This is a genomic window from Endozoicomonas sp. PH6C (genome assembly GCF_059322965.1).
The window spans coordinates 5,512,056-5,532,681 of sequence record NZ_CP185342.1 but is presented as its reverse complement, the minus strand read 5'-3'; the positions used below and the strand labels follow the sequence as shown (position 1 = coordinate 5,532,681).

The following is a 20,626-nucleotide window of genomic DNA, read 5'->3' as shown; positions in this document are numbered from 1 at the left end:
GCACATAGACCCGTGTATTGGCTAATGGCTTGCCAATGGATAGGGAATCCCTGTTCTGAGCGGGGCTCAATCGCACCTGGGCAGTAGTGGCAACCCCAGTCTCAGTTGGGCCGTAGGCGTTAAATACCAGAGTGTGGTGTGGGCAGGCGGTAATGAACCGGTGAGCAAGGTCGTCATTAAATGTTTCTCCAATGACAAAAACCAGCCTCAGACACTGAAGAGAATCTGAACTTTTTTGTGAAATGGTTTTGAGAAATCTTTCCAGCTGTGTTGGAACAAATATGATGATGGATGCAGAGTGTTTACAGATCATGGTCGCCAATGTGTCTGGATCATAACGAGCATCAAGCGAAGCAATGACTGTATGCCCTTTTGAAGACATACTAAATAATATTTCCCATATGGAAACATCAAACCCATGGGATATCTTCTGGATAAGAACATCGCTGTGATCCGTGGGATACCGAACCAGGCAGTCCTGAATAAAGTTGACACTGGCAGCATGTGAAATCATGACACCTTTAGGCTGACCAGTGGTGCCGGAGGTGTAGAACATATAGGCGAGGTGATCTTTGGTAACCAGTGAGTCCGGATTGTGTCGTGTCAGATCAGCCCATAATATTTTATCCAGCATTACTGCAGAAACGTTTTCCTGATGATCAGGACTGTCCCAGAATGATGGTTGGTGAGACGTTGTCAACACCACCCGGGATCCTGTGTCATTGAGGATAAAACGAAGACGTTCAATTGGGTCGGTATGGTTCACCGGAACATACACGCACCCTGCCTTCAATACCGCCATGGCAGCAATGTTAAATTCAAGACAGGGCTTACAGCAGACCATGACACAGGTTTCCGGTGGGATGACACCGTCGCATTGTGCTTTTATTGTCTCCTGAATCATCATTGCCAGCTGGTTGGCCCGGTTGTTGACCTCCCGGTTGGTTAACTGCTGCTCTTCAAATACAAGACAGAGGTTATCCGGATACTGTTCGGCCTGCTGTTCAAACAACTGGTGCAGCAGGAGGCTTTCCTGGCCTTCGGGCAGGGGAGCGTCGGTCTGGTTCCAGTCAACGACGATCTGCTGGTATTCCTCAATACTGAGCAGGGAGATCTCCCGGGTTAAACACTCCGGCCGGGCAACAAACTGCTCAAGTACGCGCTTATAGTGCTGCCACAGGCGTGTTACGGTCTCTTCCCGGAACAGGGCTGTTGCGTATTCGAGATTGGCATGAAGTCTGTCTTGCTGGTCATCCACCATCAGGGTCAGGTCAAACTTTGTAGTCTGTGCCTCCGGTGGCAGGGGAAGCTGTGATATGCCCTGACCTTGAGCCAGGGTAAAGTGCTGCACGGCAAACATCACCTGGAACAGCGGGTGACGGGAAGGGTCCCGTTCTACCTGCAACTGATCAACCAGCTGCTCAAAGGGAATATCCTGATGCTGTTGCACGACGGCGACTGATTGGTGCACCTGGCGAATCAGTTCACGACAGGTCTGTTCAGGGGCAAGCCGGGTACGGATCACCAGGGTGTTGGCAAAAAAACCGGCAAGGGATTCCAGCTGCGGGTGCTGGCGATTGGCGACCGGGCTACCAACGGCAACATCGTCCTGACTGCAGTAACGGCTGAGCAGTACGGCAAAGGCACTGAGCATGACCGTGTACAGGGTGGTATTTTCACGATTGGCCAATTGGCGCAACTGCGCAGAGAGTTCCGGTGACAGCGAACATTGGCAATGGCCACCGCGGTAGTCGATTTGCCGTGGTCGAGGATAATCCAGTGGCAGGTTCAGGGGTTCCAGGTCTGCCAGTTCCTGCTGCCACCATCGGGTCTGGGTTTCCAGCAGCTGGTCCTGCCAGGTTTCCTGCTGCCAGAGGGTGAAGTCCAGGTAATCGATGGGCAATTCGGGAAGCACGGTTTCCGGCGTATTCTGGTGGGATGGCAGTGCGCCCATCACGCCCATCAATAGTGTCAGCTCTCTGGAAAGCATTTCCAGGGACCAGCCGTCCACGGCAATGTGATGAAAGAGTAACAGGAAAATGTCTTCTTCTTGACGGATTTCAGACGCAGCGCCTGGCGGATTATCACTGACCGTAAACCAGACGACGCGAAGCGGATACTGAGTGCTGAGATTAAACGGTGTGTTAATGGAACGGGACAGAGCCGGGTTTAACTCCGCTTTAGCCAGTGTTTTTTGCTCAACCGGTAATGGGCCTTTCTGAACTTGTTGCAGAGGCTGACCATCATCATCCGTGCTGAAAAAAGTCCTTAGGGTTTTATGGCGTTGAACCAGTAGTTGCAAGGCCCCGACCAGCGTTTGTGCCTGCTTTGGCTGATGGAGTTTCAGCACCATGGGAATGTGATAGGCGGCAGTCCCCTGCTCATACTGTTCGATAAACCAGAGACGCTGTTGCGCGAAGGACATGGGCGCCTGGCTCAGGTGGCGGGCCGGTATCGGCTCAATATCCCGGGTTAGTTCCGGAGCCAGCCGGGCAATGGTCGGATGCTGGAACAACAGGGCGACTGGCACGTCCACCGACAGCGCCTGGGCAATACGCTGGCAGAGTCGTATGGCCAGCAGGGAGTCACCGCCGAGCTGGAAGAAGTTGTCGTGTACGCCGATCTGCGCGATGTTCAGCAGTTCCTGCCAGAGGTCAGAGAGTCGTGTTTCGTCGGGGGTAGTGGGTGGGGCATACTGCACATGGCTGCTGATCTCTGGTTCAGGCAGAGCCTTGCGATCCAGTTTGCCAGTGCGGGTCATGGGGAATGACTCAACGGCAATAAAAGCCTTTGGGATCATGTATTCTGGCAGTTTCTGACGCAATTGAGCCTGTAGCGACGCTTCAACCTGTGGCTGTTCGCAGGTATACCAGCAGACGAGGTAGTCATACTGATCCTGCGAACCATTGCTTCGGCTGCGTGGTTGCACAAAGGCCCTGGTGATGCCGGGTATGGTCGTCAGTGTCTGTTCGATTTCAGCCGGCTCTATTCTGTGCCCCCGGATTTTAACCTGCTGATCGATACGGCCTATGTAAAGCAATTCGCCATTGTCGAGCCACTTGACCTTGTCACCTGTTCGATAGACATGGCCATGTATTCCTGGCGGAAGCGAAGGCACATCCATAAAGGCTGCTTTCGTCAACTCAGGTTGATTCAGATAACCACGGGCCAACCCGTGACCACCGATATACAGTTCGCCTGGAATGCCGACGGGGACTGGCTGCAGGTATTGATCCAGCACATAGACCCGTGTATTGGTTAATGGCTTGCCAATGGATAGGGAATCCCTGTTTTGAGCGGGACTCAATCGCACCTGGGCAGTAGTGGCGATAACCGTAGTCTCGGTTGGGCCGTAGGCGTTAAATACCAGAGTGTGGTGTGGGCAGGCGGTAATTAACTGGTGAGCAAGGTCGTCATTAAATGTTTCTCCAGTGACCAAAACCAGCCTCAGACACTGAAGGGAATCTGAACTTTTTTGTGAAATGGTTTTGAGAAATCTTTCCAACTGTGTTGGAACAAACATGATGATGGATACAGAGTGTTGACAGATCATGGTCGCCAATGTGTCTGGATCATAGCGAGCATCAAGCGAAGCAATGACTGTATGCCCTTTTGAAGACATACTAAATAATATTTCCCATATGGAAACATCAAACCCATGGGATATCTTCTGGATAAGAACATCGCTGTGATCCGTCGGATACCGAACCAGGCAGTCCTGAATAAAGTTGACACTGGCCCCGTGTGAAATCATCACCCCTTTTGGCTGTCCGGTGGTGCCGGAGGTGAAGATAATATAAGCGAGTTGATCATGGCTGATCAGTGCGGGCGGGTTGTACAGTGTTTGCTCTGTCCATGATATGTCGTCCAGCATCACGACAGAAACGCTATCCGGTTCATCATGGTTGTCCCAGAAGCAGGGTTGGTGAGACGTCGTCAACACCATCCGGGATTGTGTGTCATTAAAGATAAAACGAAGACGTTCCACCGGATCGGTATGGTTCACCGGAACATACACGCACCCTGCCTTCAATACCGCCATGGCAGCAATGTTAAATTCAAGACAGGGCTTACAGCAGACCATGACACAGGTTTCCGGTGGGATGACACCGTCGCATTGTGCTTTTATTGTCTCCTGAATCATCATTGCCAGCTGGTTGGCCCGGTTGTTGACCTCCCGGTTGGTTAACTGCTGCTCTTCAAATACAAGACAGAGGTTATTGGGATACTGTTTGGCCTGCTGTTCAAACAACTGGTGCAGCAGGAGGCTTTCCTGGCCTTCGGGCAGGAGAGCGTCGGTCTGGTTCCAGTCAACGACGATCTGCTGGTATTCCTCAACACTGAGCAGGGAGATCTCCCGGGTTAAACACTCAGGCCGGGCAATAAACTGCTCAAGTACGCGCTTATAGTGCTGCCACAGGCGTGTTACGGTCTCTTCCCGGAACAGGGCTGTTGCGTATTCGATATTGGCATGAAGTCTGTCTTCCTGGTCATCCACCATCAGGGTCAGGTCAAACTTTGTAGTCTGTGCCTCCGGTGGCAGGGGAAGCTGTGATATGCCCTGACCTTGAGCCAGGGTAAAGTGCTGCACGGCAAACATCACCTGGAACAGCGGGTGACGGGAAGTGTCCCGTTCTACCTGCAACTGATCAACCAGCTGCTCAAAGGGAATATCCTGATGCTGTTGCACGACGGCGACTGATTGGTGCACCTGGCGAATCAGTTCACAGCAGGTCTGCTCAGGGGCAAGCCGGGTACGGATCACCAGGGTGTTGGCAAAAAAACCGGCAAGGGATTCCAGCTGCGGGTGCTGGCGATTGGCGACCGGGCTACCAACGGCAACATCGTCCTGACTGCAGTAACGGCTGAGCAGTACGGCAAAGGCACTGAGCATGACCGTGTACAGGGTGGTATTTTCACAATTGGCCAATTGGCGCAACTGCGCAGAGAGTTCCGGTGACAGCGAACATTGGCAATGGCCACCGCGGTAGTCGATTTGCCGTGGTCGAGGATAATCCAGTGGCAGGTTCAGGGGTTCCAGGTCTGCCAGTTCCTGCTGCCACCATCGGGTCTGGGTTTCCAGCAGCTGGTCCTGCCAGGTTTCCTGCTGCCAGAGGGTGAAGTCCAGGTAATCGATGGGCAATTCGGGAAGCACGGTTTCCGGCGTATTCTGGTGGGATGACAGCGCGCCCATCAAAAGTGTCAGCTCTCTGGAAAGCATTTCCAGGGACCAGCCGTCCACGGCAATGTGATGAAAGAGTAACAGGAAAATGTCTTCTTCCTGACGGATTTCAGACGCAGCGCCTGACGGATTATCACTGACCGTAAACCAGACGACGCGAAGCGGATACTGAGTGCTGAGATTAATCGGTGTGTTAATGGAACGGGACAGAGCCGGGTTTAAATCCGCTTTAGCCAGTGTTTTTTGCTCAACCGGTAATGGGCCTTTCTGAACTTGTTGCAGAGGCTGACCATCATCATCCGTGCTGAAAAAAGTCCTCAGGGTTTTATGGCGTTGAACCAGTAGTTGCAAGGCCCCGACCAGCGTTTGTGCCTGCTTTGGCTGATGGAGTTTCAGCACCATGGGAATGTGATAGGCGGCAGTCCCCTGCTCATACTGTTCGATAAACCAGAGACGCTGTTGCGCGAAGGACATGGGCGCCTGGCTCAGGTGGCGGGCCGGTATCGGCTTAATATCCAGGGTCAGTTCCGAAGCCAGCCGGGCAATGGTCGGATGCTGGAACAACAGGGCGACTGGTACGTCCACCGACAGCGCCTGGGCAATACGCTGGCAGAGTCGTATGGCCAGCAGGGAGTCACCGCCGAGCTGGAAGAAGTTGTCGTGTATGCCGATCTGCTCGATGTTCAGCAGTTCCTGCCAGAGGTCACAGAGTCGTGTTTCGTCGGGGGTAGTGGGTGGAGCATACTGCACATGACTGCTGATCTCTGGTTCAGGCAGAGCCTTGCGATCCAGTTTGCCAGTGCGGGTCATGGGGAATGACTCAACGGCAATAAAAGCCTTTGGGATCATGTATTCTGGCAGTTTCTGACGCAATTGAGCCTGTAGCGACGCTTCAACCTGTGGCTGTTCACAGGTATACCAGCAGACGAGGTAGTCATACCGATCCTGCGAATCATTGCTTCGGCTGCGTGGTTGCACAAAGGCCCTGGTGATGCCGGGTACGGTCGTCAGTGTCTGTTCGATTTCAGCCGGCTCTATTCTGTGCCCCCGGATTTTAACCTGCTGGTCGATACGGCTTATGTAAAGCAATTCGCCATTGTCGAGCCACTTGACCTTGTCACCTGTTCGATAGACATGGCCGTGTATTGGAAGCGAAGGCACATCTATAAAGGCTGCTTTCGTCAACTCAGGTTGATTCTGATAACCACGGGCCAACCCGTGACCACCGATATACAGTTCGCCTGGAATGCCGACGGGGACTGGCTGCAGGTATTGATCCAGCACATAGACCCGTGTATTGGCTAATGGCTTGCCAATGGATAGGGAATCCCTGTTCTGAGCGGGGCTCAATCGCACCTGGGCAGTAGTGGCAACCCCAGTCTCAGTTGGGCCGTAGGCGTTAAATACCAGAGTGTGGTGTGGGCAGGCGGTAATGAACCGGTGAGCAAGGTCGTCATTAAATGTTTCTCCAATGACAAAAACCAGCCTCAGACACTGAAGAGAATCTGAACTTTTTTGTGAAATGGTTTTGAGAAATCTTTCCAGCTGTGTTGGAACAAATATGATGATGGATGCAGAGTGTTTACAGATCATGGTCGCCAATGTGTCTGGATCATAACGAGCATCAAGCGAAGCAATGACTGTATGCCCTTTTGAAGACATACTAAATAATATTTCCCATATGGAAACATCAAACCCATGGGATATCTTCTGGATAAGAACATCGCTGTGATCCGTGGGATACCGAACCAGGCAGTCCTGAATAAAGTTGACACTGGCAGCATGTGAAATCATGACACCTTTAGGCTGACCAGTGGTGCCGGAGGTGTAGAACATATAGGCGAGGTGATCTTTGGTAACCAGTGAGTCCGGATTGTGTCGTGTCAGATCAGCCCATAATATTTTATCCAGCATTACTGCAGAAACGTTTTCCTGATGATCAGGACTGTCCCAGAATGATGGTTGGTGAGACGTTGTCAACACCACCCGGGATCCTGTGTCATTGAGGATAAAACGAAGACGTTCAATTGGGTCGGTATGGTTCACCGGAACATACACGCACCCTGCCTTCAATACCGCCATGGCAGCAATGTTAAATTCAAGACAGGGCTTACAGCAGACCATGACACAGGTTTCCGGTGGGATGACACCGTCGCATTGTGCTTTTATTGTCTCCTGAATCATCATTGCCAGCTGGTTGGCCCGGTTGTTGACCTCCCGGTTGGTTAACTGCTGCTCTTCAAATACAAGACAGAGGTTATCCGGGTACTGTTCGGCCTGCTGTTCAAACAACTGGTGCAGCAGGAGGCTTTCCTGGCCTTCGGGCAGGGGAGCGTCGGTCTGGTTCCAGTCAACGACGATCTGCTGGTATTCCTCAACACTGAGCAGGGAGATCTCCCGGGTTAAACACTCCGGCCGGGCAACAAACTGCTCAAGTACGCGCTTATAGTGCTGCCACAGGCATGTTACGGTCTCTTCCCGGAACAGGGCTGTTGCGTATTCGATATTGGCATGAAGTCTGTCTTCCTGGTCATCCACCATCAGGGTCAGGTCAAACTTTGTAGTCTGTGCCTCCGGTGGCAGGGGAAGCTGTGATATGCCCTGACCTTGAGCCAGGGTAAAGTGCTGCACAGCAAACATCACCTGGAACAGCGGGTGACGGGAAGTGTCACGTTCTACCTGCAACTGATCAACCAGCTGCTCAAAGGGAATATCCTGATGCTGTTGCACGACGGCGACTGATTGGTGCACCTGGCGAATCAGTTCACAGCAGGTCTGTTCAGGGGCAAGCCGGGTACGGATCACCAGGGTGTTGGCAAAAAAACCGGCAAGGGATTCCAGCTGCGGGTGCTGGCGATTGGCGACCGGGCTACCAACGGCAACATCGTCCTGACTGCAGTAACGGCTGAGCAGTACGGCAAAGGCACTGAGCATGACCGTGTACAGGGTGGTATTTTCACGATTGGCCAGTTGGCGCAACTGCGCAGAGAGTTCCGGTGACAGCGAACATTGGCAATGGCCACCGCGGTAGTCGATTTGCCGTGGTCGAGGATAATCCAGTGGCAGGTTCAGGGGTTCCAGGTCTGCCAGTTCCTGCTGCCACCATCGGGTCTGGGTTTCCAGCAGCTGGTCCTGCCAGGTTTCCTGCTGCCAGAGGGTGAAGTCCAGGTAATCGATGGGCAATTCGGGAAGCACGGTTTCCGGCGTATTCTGGTGGGATGGCAGTGCGCCCATCACGCCCATCAATAGTGTCAGCTCTCTGGAAAGCATTTCCAGGGACCAGCCGTCCACGGCAATGTGATGAAAGAGTAACAGGAAAATGTCTTCTTCTTGACGGATTTCAGACGCAGCGCCTGGCGGATTATCACTGACCGTAAACCAGACGACGCGAAGCGGATACTGAGTGCTGAGATTAAACGGTGTGTTAATGGAACGGGACAGAGCCGGGTTTAACTCCGCTTTAGCCAGTGTTTTTTGCTCAACCGGTAATGGGCCTTTCTGAACTTGTTGCAGAGGCTGACCATCATCATCCGTGCTGAAAAAAGTCCTTAGGGTTTTATGGCGTTGAACCAGTAGTTGCAAGGCCCCGACCAGCGTTTGTGCCTGCTTTGGCTGATGGAGTTTCAGCACCATGGGAATGTGATAGGCGGCAGTCCCCTGCTCATACTGTTCGATAAACCAGAGACGCTGTTGCGCGAAGGACATGGGCGCCTGGCTCAGGTGGCGGGCCGGTATCGGCTCAATATCCAGGTTCAGTTCCGGAGCCAGCCGGGCAATGGTCGGATGCTGGAACAACAGGGCGACTGGTACGTCCACCGACAGCGTCTGGGCAATACGCTGGCAGAGTCGTATGGCCAGCAGGGAGTCACCGCCGAGCTGGAAGAAGTTGTCGTGTATGCCGATCTGCTCGATGTTCAGCAGTTCCTGCCAGAGGTCACAGAGTCGTGTTTCGTCGGGGGTAGTGGGTGGAGCATACTGCACATGGCTGCTGATCTCTGGTTCAGGCAGAGCCTTGCGATCCAGTTTGCCATTGCGGGTCATGGGGAATGACTCAACGGCAATAAAAGCCTTTGGGATCATGTATTCTGGCAGTTTCTGACGCAATTGAGCCTGTAGCGACGCTTCAACCTGTGGCTGTTCGCAGGTATACCAGCAGACGAGGTAGTCATACTGATCCTGAGAATCATTGCTTCGGCTGCGTGGTTGCACAAAGGCCCTGGTGATGCCGGGTATGGTCGTCAGTGTCTGTTCGATTTCAGCCGGCTCTATTCTGTGCCCCCGGATTTTAACCTGCTGATCGATACGGCCTATGTAAAGCAATTCGCCATTGTCGAGCCACTTGACCTTGTCACCTGTTCGATAGACATGGCCATGTATTCCTGGCGGAAGCGAAGGCACACCTACAAAGGCTGCTTTCGTCAACTCAGATTGATTCAGATAACCACGGGCCAACCCGTGACCACCGATATACAGTTCGCCTGGAATGCCGACGGGGACTGGCTGCATATATTGGTCCAGCACATAGACCCGTGTATTGGTTAATGGCTTGCCAATGGACAGGGAATCCCTGTTTTGAGCGGGGCTCAATCGCACCTGGGCAGTAGTGGCGACAACCGCAGTCTCAGTTGGGCCATAGGCATTAAATACCAGAGTGTGGTGTGGGCAGGCGGTAATGAACCGGTGAGCAAGGTCGTCATTAAATGTTTCTCCAATGACAAAAACCAGCCTCAGACACTGAAGAGAATCTGAACTTTTTTGTGAAATGGTTTTGAGAAATCTTTCCAGCTGTGTTGGAACAAATATGATGATGGATACAGAGTGTTGACAGATCATGGTCGCCAATGCGTCTGGGTCATAGCGAACATCAAGCGAAGCAATGACTGTATGCCCTTTTGAAGACATACTAAATAATATTTCCCATATGGAAACATCAAACCCATGGGGTGTCTTCTGGATAAGAACATCGCTGTGATCCGTGGGATACCGAACCAGGCAGTCCTGAATAAAGTTGACACTGGCCCCGTGTGAAATCATCACCGCTTTTGGCTGTCCGGTGGTGCCGGAGGTGAAGATAATATAAGCGAGTTGATCATGGCTGATCAGTGCGGGCGGGTTGTACAGTGTTTGCTCTGTCCATGATATGTCGTCCAGCATCACGACAGAAACGCTATCCGGTTCATCATGGTTGTCCCAGAAGCAGGGTTGGTTGGACGTCGTCAATACCATCCGGGATTGTGTGTCATTAAAGATAAAACGAAGACGTTCCACCGGATCGGTATGGTTCACCGGAACATACACGCACCCTGCCTTCAATACCGCCATGACAGCAAGGTTAAATTCAAGACAGGGCTTACAGCAGACCATGACACAGGTTTCCGGTGGGATGACACCGTCGCATTGTGTTTTTATTGTCTCCTGAATCATCATTGCCAGCTGGTTGGCCCGGTTGTTGACCTCCCGGTTAGTTAACTGCTGCTCTTCAAATACAAGACAGAGGTTATCCGGATACTGTTCGGCCTGCTGTTCAAACAACTGGTGCAGCACGAGGCTTTCCTGGCCTTCGGGCAGGGGAGCGTCGGTCTGGTTCCAGTCAACGACGATTTGCTGGTATTCCTCAACACTGAGCAGGGAGATCTCCCGGGTTAAACACTCCGGCCGGGCAACAAACTGCTCAAGTACGCGCTTATAGTGCTGCCACAGGCGTGTTACGGTCTTTTCCCGGAACAGGGCTGTTGCGTATTCGAGATTGGCATGAAGCCTGTCTTCCTGGTCATCCACTATCAGGGTCAGGTCAAACTTTGTAGTCTGTGCCTCCGTTGGCAGAGGAAGCTGTGATATGCCCTGACCTTGAGCCAGGGTAAAGTGCTGCACAGCAAACATCACCTGGAACAGCGGGTGACGGGAAGGGTCCCGTTCTACCTGCAACTGATCAACCAGCTGCTCAAAGGGAATATCCTGATGCTGTTGCACGACGGCGACTGATTGGTGCACCTGGCGAATCAGTTCACGACAAGTCTGTTCAGGGGCAAGCCGGGTACGGATCACCAGGGTGTTGGCAAAAAAACCGACAAGGGATTCCAGCTGCGGGTGCTGGCGATTGGCGACCGGGCTACCAACGGCAACATCGTCCTGACTGCAGTAACGGCTGAGCAGTACGGCAAAGGCACTGAGCATGACTGTGTACAGGGTGGTATTTTCACGATTGGCCAGTTGGCGCAACTGCGCAGAGAGTTCCGGTGACAGCGAACATTGGCAATGGCCACCGCGGTAGTCGATTTGCCGTGGTCGAGGATAATCCAGTGGCAGGTTCAGGGGTTCCAGGTCTGCCAGTTCCTGCTGCCACCATCGGGTCTGGGTTTCCAGCAGCTGGTCCTGCCAGGTTTCCTGCTGCCAGAGGGTGAAGTCCAGGTAATCGATGGGCAATTCGGGAAGCACGGTTTCCGGCGTATTCTGGTGGGATGACAGCGCGCCCATCAATAGTGTCAGCTCTCTGGAAAGCATTTCCAGGGACCAGCCGTCCACGGCAATGTGATGAAAGAGTAACAGGAAAATGTCTTCTTCCTGACGGGTTTCAGAGGCAGCGCCTGACGGATTATCACTGACCGTAAACCAGACAACGCGAAGCGGATACTGAGCGCTGAGATTAAACGGTGTGTTAATGGAACGGGACAGAGCCGGGTTTAACTCCGCTTTAGCCAGTATTTTTTGCTCAACCGGTAATGGGCCTTTCTGAACTTGTTGCAGAGGCTGACCATCATCATCCGTGCTGAAAAAAGTCCTCAGGGTTTTATGACGTTGAACCAGTAGTTGCAAGGCCTCGACCAGCGTTTGTGCCTGCTTTGGCTGATGGAGTTTCAGAACCATGGGAATGTGATAGGCGGTAGTCCCCTGCTCATACTGTTCGATAAACCAGAGACGCTGTTGCGCGAAGGACATGGGCGCCTGGCTCAGGTGGCGGGCCGGTATCGGCTCAATATCCCGGGTCAGTTCCGAAGCCAGCCGGGCAATGGTCGGATGCTGGAACAACAGGGCGACTGGTACGTCCACCGACAGCGCCTGGGCAATACGCTGGCAGAGTCGTATGGCCAGCAGGGAGTCACCGCCGAGCTGGAAGAAGTTGTCGTGTATGCCGATCTGCTCGATGTTCAGCAGTTCCTGCCAGAGGTCACAGAGTCGTGTTTCGTCGGGGGTAGTGGGTGGCGCATACTGCACATGACTGCTGATCTCTGGTTCAGGCAGAGCCTTGCGATCCAGTTTGCCAGTGCGGGTCATGGGGAATGACTCAACGGCAATAAAAGCCTTTGGGATCATGTATTCTGGCAGTTTCTGACGCAATTGAGCCTGTAGCGAAGCTTCAACCTGTGGCTGTTCGCAGGTATACCAGCAGACGAGGTAGTCATACCGATCCTGCGAATCATTGCTTCGGCTGCGTGGTTGCACAAAGGCCCTGGTGATGCCGGGTACGGTCGTCAGTGTCTGTTCGATTTCAGCCGGCTCTATTCTGTGCCCCCGGATTTTAACCTGCTGATCGATACGGCTTATGTAAAGCAATTCGCCATTGTCGAGCCACTTGACCTTGTCACCTGTTCGATAGACATGGCCGTGTATTGGAAGCGAAGGCACATCTATAAAGGCTGCTTTCGTCAACTCAGGTTGATTCTGATAACCACGGGCCAACCCGTGACCACCGATATACAGTTCGCCTGGAATGCCGACGGGGACTGGCTGCAGGTATTGATCCAGCACATAGACCCGTGTATTGGCTAATGGCTTGCCAATGGATAGGGAATCCCTGTTCTGAGCGGGACTCAATCGCACCTGGGCAGTAGTGGCAACCCCAGTCTCAGTTGGGCCGTAGGCGTTAAATACCAGAGTGTGGTGTGGGCAGGCGGTAATGAACCGGTGAGCAAGGTCGTCATTAAATGTTTCTCCAATGACAAAAACCAGCCTCAGACACTGAAGAGAATCTGAACTTTTTTGTGAAATGGTTTTGAGAAATCTTTCCAGCTGTGTTGGAACAAATATGATGATGGATGCAGAGTGTTTACAGATCATGGTCGCCAATGTGTCTGGATCATAACGAGCATCAAGCGAAGCAATGACTGTATGCCCTTTTGAAGACATACTAAATAATATTTCCCATATGGAAACATCAAACCCATGGGATATCTTCTGGATAAGAACATCGCTGTGATCCGTGGGATACCGAACCAGGCAGTCCTGAATAAAGTTGACACTGGCAGCATGTGAAATCATGACACCTTTAGGCTGACCAGTGGTGCCGGAGGTGTAGAACATATAGGCGAGGTGATCTTTGGTAACCAGTGAGTCCGGATTGTGTCGTGTCAGATCAGCCCATAATATTTTATCCAGCATTACTGCAGAAACGTTTTCCTGATGATCAGGACTGTCCCAGAATGATGGTTGGTGAGACGTTGTCAACACCACCCGGGATCCTGTGTCATTGAGGATAAAACGAAGACGTTCAATTGGGTCGGTATGGTTCACCGGAACATACACGCACCCTGCCTTCAATACCGCCATGGCAGCAATGTTAAATTCAAGACAGGGCTTACAGCAGACCATGACACAGGTTTCCGGTGGGATGACACCGTCGCATTGTGCTTTTATTGTCTCCTGAATCATCATTGCCAGCTGGTTGGCCCGGTTGTTAACCTCCCGATTGGTTAACTGCTGCTCTTCAAATACAAGACAGAGGTTATCCGGATACTGTTTGGCATGCTGTTCAAACAACTGGTGCAGCAGGAGGCTTTCCTGGCCTTCGGGCAGGGGAGCGTCGGTCTGGTTCCAGTCAACGACGATCTGCTGGTATTCCTCAACACTGAGCAGGGAGATCTCCCGGGTTAAACACTCCGACCGGGCAACAAACTGCTCAAGTACGCGCTTATAGTGCTGCCACAGGCGTGTTACGGTCTCTTCCCGGAACAGGGCTGTTGCGTATTCGAGATTGGCATGAAGTCTGTCTTCCTGGTCATCCACCATCAGGGTCAGGTCAAACTTTGTAGTCTGTGCCTCCGGTGGCAGGGGAAGCTGTGATATGCCCTGACCTTGAGCCAGGGTAAAGTGCTGCACGGCAAACATCACCTGGAACAGCGGGTGACGGGAAGGGTCCCGTTCTACCTGCAACTGATCAACCAGCTGCTCAAAGGGAATATCCTGATGCTGTTGCACGACGGCGACTGATTGGTGCACCTGGCGAATCAGTTCACAGCAGGTCTGTTCAGGGGCAAGCCGGGTACGGATCACCAGGGTGTTGGCAAAAAAACCGGCAAGGGATTCCAGCTGCGGGTGCTGGCGATTGGCGACCGGGCTACCAACGGCAACATCGTCCTGACTGCAGTAACGGCTGAGCAGTACGGCAAAGGCACTGAGCATGACCGTGTACAGGGTGGTATTTTCACGATTGGCCAGTTGGCGCAACTGCGCAGAGAGTTCCGGTGACAGCGAACATTGGCAATGGCCACCGCGGTAGTCGATTTGCCGTGGTCGAGGATAATCCAGTGGCAGGTTCAGGGGTTCCAGGTCTGCCAGTTCCTGCTGCCACCATCGGGTCTGGGTTTCCAGCAGCTGGTCCTGCCAGGTTTCCTGCTGCCAGAGGGTGAAGTCCAGGTAATCGATGGGCAATTCGGGAAGCACGGTTTCCGGCGTATTCTGGTGGGATGGCAGTGCGCCCATCACGCCCATCAATAGTGTCAGCTCTCTGGAAAGCATTTCCAGGGACCAGCCGTCCACGGCAATGTGATGAAAGAGTAACAGGAAAATGTCTTCTTCTTGACGGATTTCAGACGCAGCGCCTGGCGGATTATCACTGACCGTAAACCAGACGACGCGAAGCGGATACTGAGTGCTGAGATTAAACGGTGTGTTAATGGAACGGGACAGAGCCGGGTTTAACTCCGCTTTAGCCAGTGTTTTTTGCTCAACCGGTAATGGGCCTTTCTGAACTTGTTGCAGAGGCTGACCATCATCATCCGTGCTGAAAAAAGTCCTTAGGGTTTTATGGCGTTGAACCAGTAGTTGCAAGGCCCCGACCAGCGTTTGTGCCTGCTTTGGCTGATGGAGTTTCAGCACCATGGGAATGTGATAGGCGGCAGTCCCCTGCTCATACTGTTCGATAAACCAGAGACGCTGTTGCGCGAAGGACATGGGCGCCTGGCTCAGGTGGCGGGCCGGTATCGGCTCAATATCCCGGGTTAGTTCCGGAGCCAGCCGGGCAATGGTCGGATGCTGGAACAACAGGGCGACTGGCACGTCCACCGACAGCGCCTGGGCAATACGCTGGCAGAGTCGTATGGCCAGCAGGGAGTCACCGCCGAGCTGGAAGAAGTTGTCGTGTACGCCGATCTGCGCGATGTTCAGCAGTTCCTGCCAGAGGTCACAGAGTCGTGTTTCGTCGGGGGTAGTGGGTGGGGCATACTGCACATGGCTGCTGATCTCTGGTTCAGGCAGAGCCTTGCGATCCAGTTTGCCAGTGCGGGTCATGGGGAATGACTCAACGGCAATAAAAGCCTTTGGGATCATGTATTCTGGCAGTTTCTGACGCAATTGAGCCTGTAGCGACGCTTCAACCTGTGGCTGTTCGCAGGTATACCAGCAGACGAGGTAGTCATACTGATCCTGCGAACCATTGCTTCGGCTGCGTGGTTGCACAAAGGCCCTGGTGATGCCGGGTATGGTCGTCAGTGTCTGTTCGATTTCAGCCGGCTCTATTCTGTGCCCCCGGATTTTAACCTGCTGATCGATACGGCCTATGTAAAGCAATTCGCCATTGTCGAGCCACTTGACCTTGTCACCTGTTCGATAGACATGGCCATGTATTCCTGGCGGAAGCGAAGGCACATCCATAAAGGCTGCTTTCGTCAACTCAGGTTGATTCAGATAACCACGGGCCAACCCGTGACCACCGATATACAGTTCGCCTGGAATGCCGACGGGGACTGGCTGCAGGTATTGATCCAGCACATAGACCCGTGTATTGGTTAATGGCTTGCCAATGGATAGGGAATCCCTGTTTTGAGCGGGACTCAATCGCACCTGGGCAGTAGTGGCGATAACCGTAGTCTCGGTTGGGCCGTAGGCGTTAAATACCAGAGTGTGGTGTGGGCAGGCGGTAATTAACTGGTGAGCAAGGTCGTCATTAAATGTTTCTCCAGTGACCAAAACCAGCCTCAGACACTGAAGGGAATCTGAACTTTTTTGTGAAATGGTTTTGAGAAATCTTTCCAACTGTGTTGGAACAAACATGATGATGGATACAGAGTGTTTACAGATCATGGTCGCCAATGTGTCTGGATCATAGCGAGCATCAAGCGAAGCAATGACTGTATGCCCTTTTGAAGACATACTAAATAATATTTCCCATATGGAAACATCAAACCCATGGGATATCTTCTGGATAAGAACATCGCTGTGATCCGTGGGATACCGAACCAGGCAGTCCTGAATAAAGTTGACACTGGCAGCATGTGAAATCATGACACCTTTAGGCTGACCAGTGGTGCCGGAGGTGTAGATTATATAGGCGAGGTGATCTTTGGTAACCAGTGAGTCCGGATTGTGCCGTGTCAGATCAGCCCATAATATTTTATCCAGCATTACTGCAGAAACGTTTTCCTGATGATCAGGACTGTCCCAGAATGATGGTTGGTGAGATGTTGTCAACACCACCCGGGATCCTGTGTCATTGAGGATAAAACGAAGACGTTCAATTGGGTCGGTATGGTCCACCGGAACATACACGCACCCTGCCTTCAATACCGCCATGGCAGCAAGGTTAAATTCAAGACAGGGCTTACAGCAGACCGTGACACAGGTTTCCGGCGGGATGACACCGTCGCATTGTGCTTTTATTGTCTCCTGAATCATCATTGCCAGCTGGTTGGCCCGGTTGTTGACCTCCCGGTTGGTTAACTGTTGCTCTTCAAATACAAGACAGAGGTTATCCGGGTACTGTTCGGCCTGCTGTTCAAACAACTGGTGCAGCAGGAGGCTTTCCTGGCCTTCGGGCAGGGGAGCGTCGGTCTGGTTCCAGTCAACGACGATCTGCTGGTATTCCTCAACACTGAGCAGGGAGATCTCCCGGGTTAAACACTCCGGCCGGGCAACAAACTGCTCAAGTACCCGCTTATAGTGCTGCCACAGGCGTGTTACGGTCTCTTCCCGGAACAGGGCTGTTGCGTATTCGAGATTGGCATGAAGTCTGTCTTGCTGGTCATCCACTATCAGGGTCAGGTCAAACTTTGTAGTCTGTGCCTCCGGTGGCAGGGGAAGCTGTGATATGCCCTGACCTTGAGCCAGGGTAAAGTGCTGCACGGCAAACATCACCTGGAACAGCGGGTGACGGGAAGTGTCCCGTTCTACCTGCAACTGATCAACCAGCTGCTCAAAGGGAATATCCTGATGCTGTTGCACGACGGCGACTGATTGGTGCACCTGGCGAATCAGTTCACAGCAGGTCTGCTCAGGGGCAAGCCGGGTACGGACCACCAGGGTGTTGGCAAAAAAACCGGCAAGGGATTCCAGCTGCGGGTGCTGGCGATTGGCGACCGGGCTACCAACGGCAACATCGTCCTGACTGCAGTAACGGCTGAGCAGTACGGCAAAGGCACTGAGCATGACCGTGTACAGGGTGGTATTTTCACGATTAGCCAGTTGGCGCAACTGCGCAGAGAGTTCCGGTGACAGCGAACATTGGCAATGGCCACCGCGGTAGTCGATTTGCCGTGGTCGAGGATAATCCAGTGGCAGGTTCAGGGGTTCCAGGTCTGCCAGTTCCTGCTGCCACCATCGGGTCTGGATTTCCAGCAGCTGATCCTGCCAGGTTTCCTGCTGCCAGAGGGTGAAGTCCAGGTAATCGATGGGCAATTCGGGAAGCACGGTTTCCGGCGTATTCTGGTGGGATGACAGCGCGCCCATCAAAAGTGTCAGCTCTCTGGAAAGCATTTCCAGGGACCAGCCGTCCACGGCAATGTGATGAAAGAGTAACAGGAAAATGTCTTCTTCCTGACGGGTTTCAGAGGCAGCGCCTGACGGATTATCACTGACCGTAAACCAGACGACGCGAAGCGGATACTGAGTGCTGAGATTAAACGGTGTGTTAATGGAACGGGACAGAGCCGGGTTTAACTCCGCTTTAGCCAGTGTTTTTTGCTCAACCGGTAATGGGCCTTTCTGAACTTGTTGCAGAGGCTGACCATCATCATCCGTGCTGAAAAAAGTCCTTAGGGTTTTATGGCGTTGAACCAGTAGTTGCAAGGCCCCGACCAGCGTTTGTGCCTGCTTTGGCTGATGGAGTTTCAGCACCATGGGAATGTGATAGGCGGCAGTCCCCTGCTCATACTGTTCGATAAACCAGAGACGCTGTTGCGCGAAGGACATGGGCGCCTGGCTCAGGTGGCGGGCCGGTATCGGCTCAATATCCCGGGTTAGTTCCGGAGCCAGCCGGGCAATGGTCGGATGCTGGAACAACAGGGCGACTGGCACGTCCACCGACAGCGCCTGGGCAATACGCTGGCAGAGTCGTATGGCCAGCAGGGAGTCACCGCCGAGCTGGAAGAAGTTGTCGTGTATGCCGATCTGCTCAATGTTCAGCAGTTCCTGCCAGAGGTCACAAAGTTTAGATTCAACAGAGGAGGCTGGAAGTTCCTTTTCTTCGATTTGGTTCTGCAAGCCTTTTGAGCTGGCAATGATATCAAGGCTTTTATCAAGGTAGGCTGCTTTAATGCTGGAACGTTGAATTTTGCCGCTGGAAGTTTTATGAATTGATCGTTTTCGGACAAAGACAAGGTCATAAATGGGAACCTGATGAGCATCAGTTATTCGATTCAGTAAGTTTGTAATATACAGTTCAGAGCATTCTATTTTTTTTGGAAGTTGCTGAACAACAATAATGCACTCGATTCCATTATGAAGGATGCTGAAGGTCGCTGAATCATTTTTATTCCTGCCGTTGTGACAGGCTTTGGAAACGGTTTCTTCTATATCCTGGGGATAGATGTTTTGCCCATTGATAACGATCAGATCTTTTAATCGCCCGGTGACGAACAGCTCCCCCTTATGGATAAAACCTAAATCTCCAGTTCTGAGCCATGATTCACTGTTACCTTCAATTTTTTTATTGAAGGTGGTTTGGGTTGCCTTTTTATTGTGCCAGTAGCCTGAGGCGACTGTTGGCCCATTGACCCAGATTTCGCCGGTATTCTGGTCTGACAGTGGTTTGCCAGTCGTTGAGTCAACGATGCACACTTGAGTATCGAACAAAGGTTGCCCACAGGACACGAAATGATGTTGATCCCTGCCGTTTTCTTCAATAGAAGAGGATAAAGAATCCGTAGTATATGTTATATTCCTCGTCCGTTTCGAATGCCAGACTATTGTTTTTTCAACACTGGTGACGCCAACAGTTGCCTCAGCCAGGCCATAGGCGGGGCAAAGCGCCTCTGGTAGAACCCCAAACCGTGAAAGGAATGTCGAGAATCTTGTAAGACAATCTATGGTGATAGGCTCTGCTGCTATTAATATCTGGCCAAGACAGGATAAATCCCGATTTTGTTCTCTATTTTCCAGCAAATTGACTAGCAAGTTGGCAGCTGACTGCGTCACCCCTGCGAAAGTCACCCTGTATTTTTCGATGATTTGCAGCCAGATCTCAGGTTTCTTTAGAAAGAGATCAATGGGTATATGCGTGGTGGTATCGCCATTGCAAAGTGGCCAAATTCCATAACAGACTAAGCCAAAATCATGAAAATGGGGTAACCAGTTGAAGCCATTGTGTTCAGGGTTTTCAGGATCTGCGACTAAACGGCAATTGGTGATAATATTGTCATGAGTTATAGGGATTCCTTTCGGTGATTCGGTAGAGCCTGAAGTGTATTGAAGAATAGCAATGGTTTTTTTTGTGGCGGATGATGGGGTAATCGGTGACCGGGCATGGGATTTGGTGATGTCGTAGACTGGCAGGTTACAGGACGTTTCTTCAGGGCATATGTCTTTTAATATTTCCGGTTGGTCCTTTTCAAGGCAAAAAATAACCACAGCACGGCTATCTTGAACAATTTTTTGTAACCGTTGCCTTTGTGCCTTTGTCTTTCCTATAGGAATGGGGGCAGGGATCACTTTTGCGTGTATGCAGCCCAGCAATGTAAACCAGAATTCCAGCTGGTCGGGCATGGCCAGTAACGCAACCTCTTCCGGTTGACAGAGCTGGCGTATTGACCAGGAGTAGTCGCAGATCGTCTGCCGTAGCTGTTGGTATGTTATTTCTTTAGCAGGGCCGTTGTTTTGGTATATATATCTGAGAGCGATTTTGTCCGGGGTTGACTCTGCCGCAAACCAGATGCGTTCAATGATGGTATTGCCAGCAGGCCCCGAATTTGCTTTTGATGTTCTTGAGACAGATGCAAGTAGTGCTGTTCCGGTGGACAT

At 52.2% G+C, this 20,626-nt stretch carries 1 protein-coding gene (running past one end of the window); it reads right to left on the bottom strand.

Annotated elements, in window-relative coordinates; genetic code table 11:
• Nucleotides 1-20,626: the 5' end (the start) of a non-ribosomal peptide synthase/polyketide synthase gene (locus ACOMG9_RS20290; RefSeq protein ID WP_494529299.1), read on the bottom strand. The gene continues 44,663 nt to the left of window position 1, outside the view; 20,626 of the gene's 65,289 nt are visible here — the first part of the coding sequence; it begins with the start codon at nt 20,624-20,626; the stop codon falls past the left edge of the window.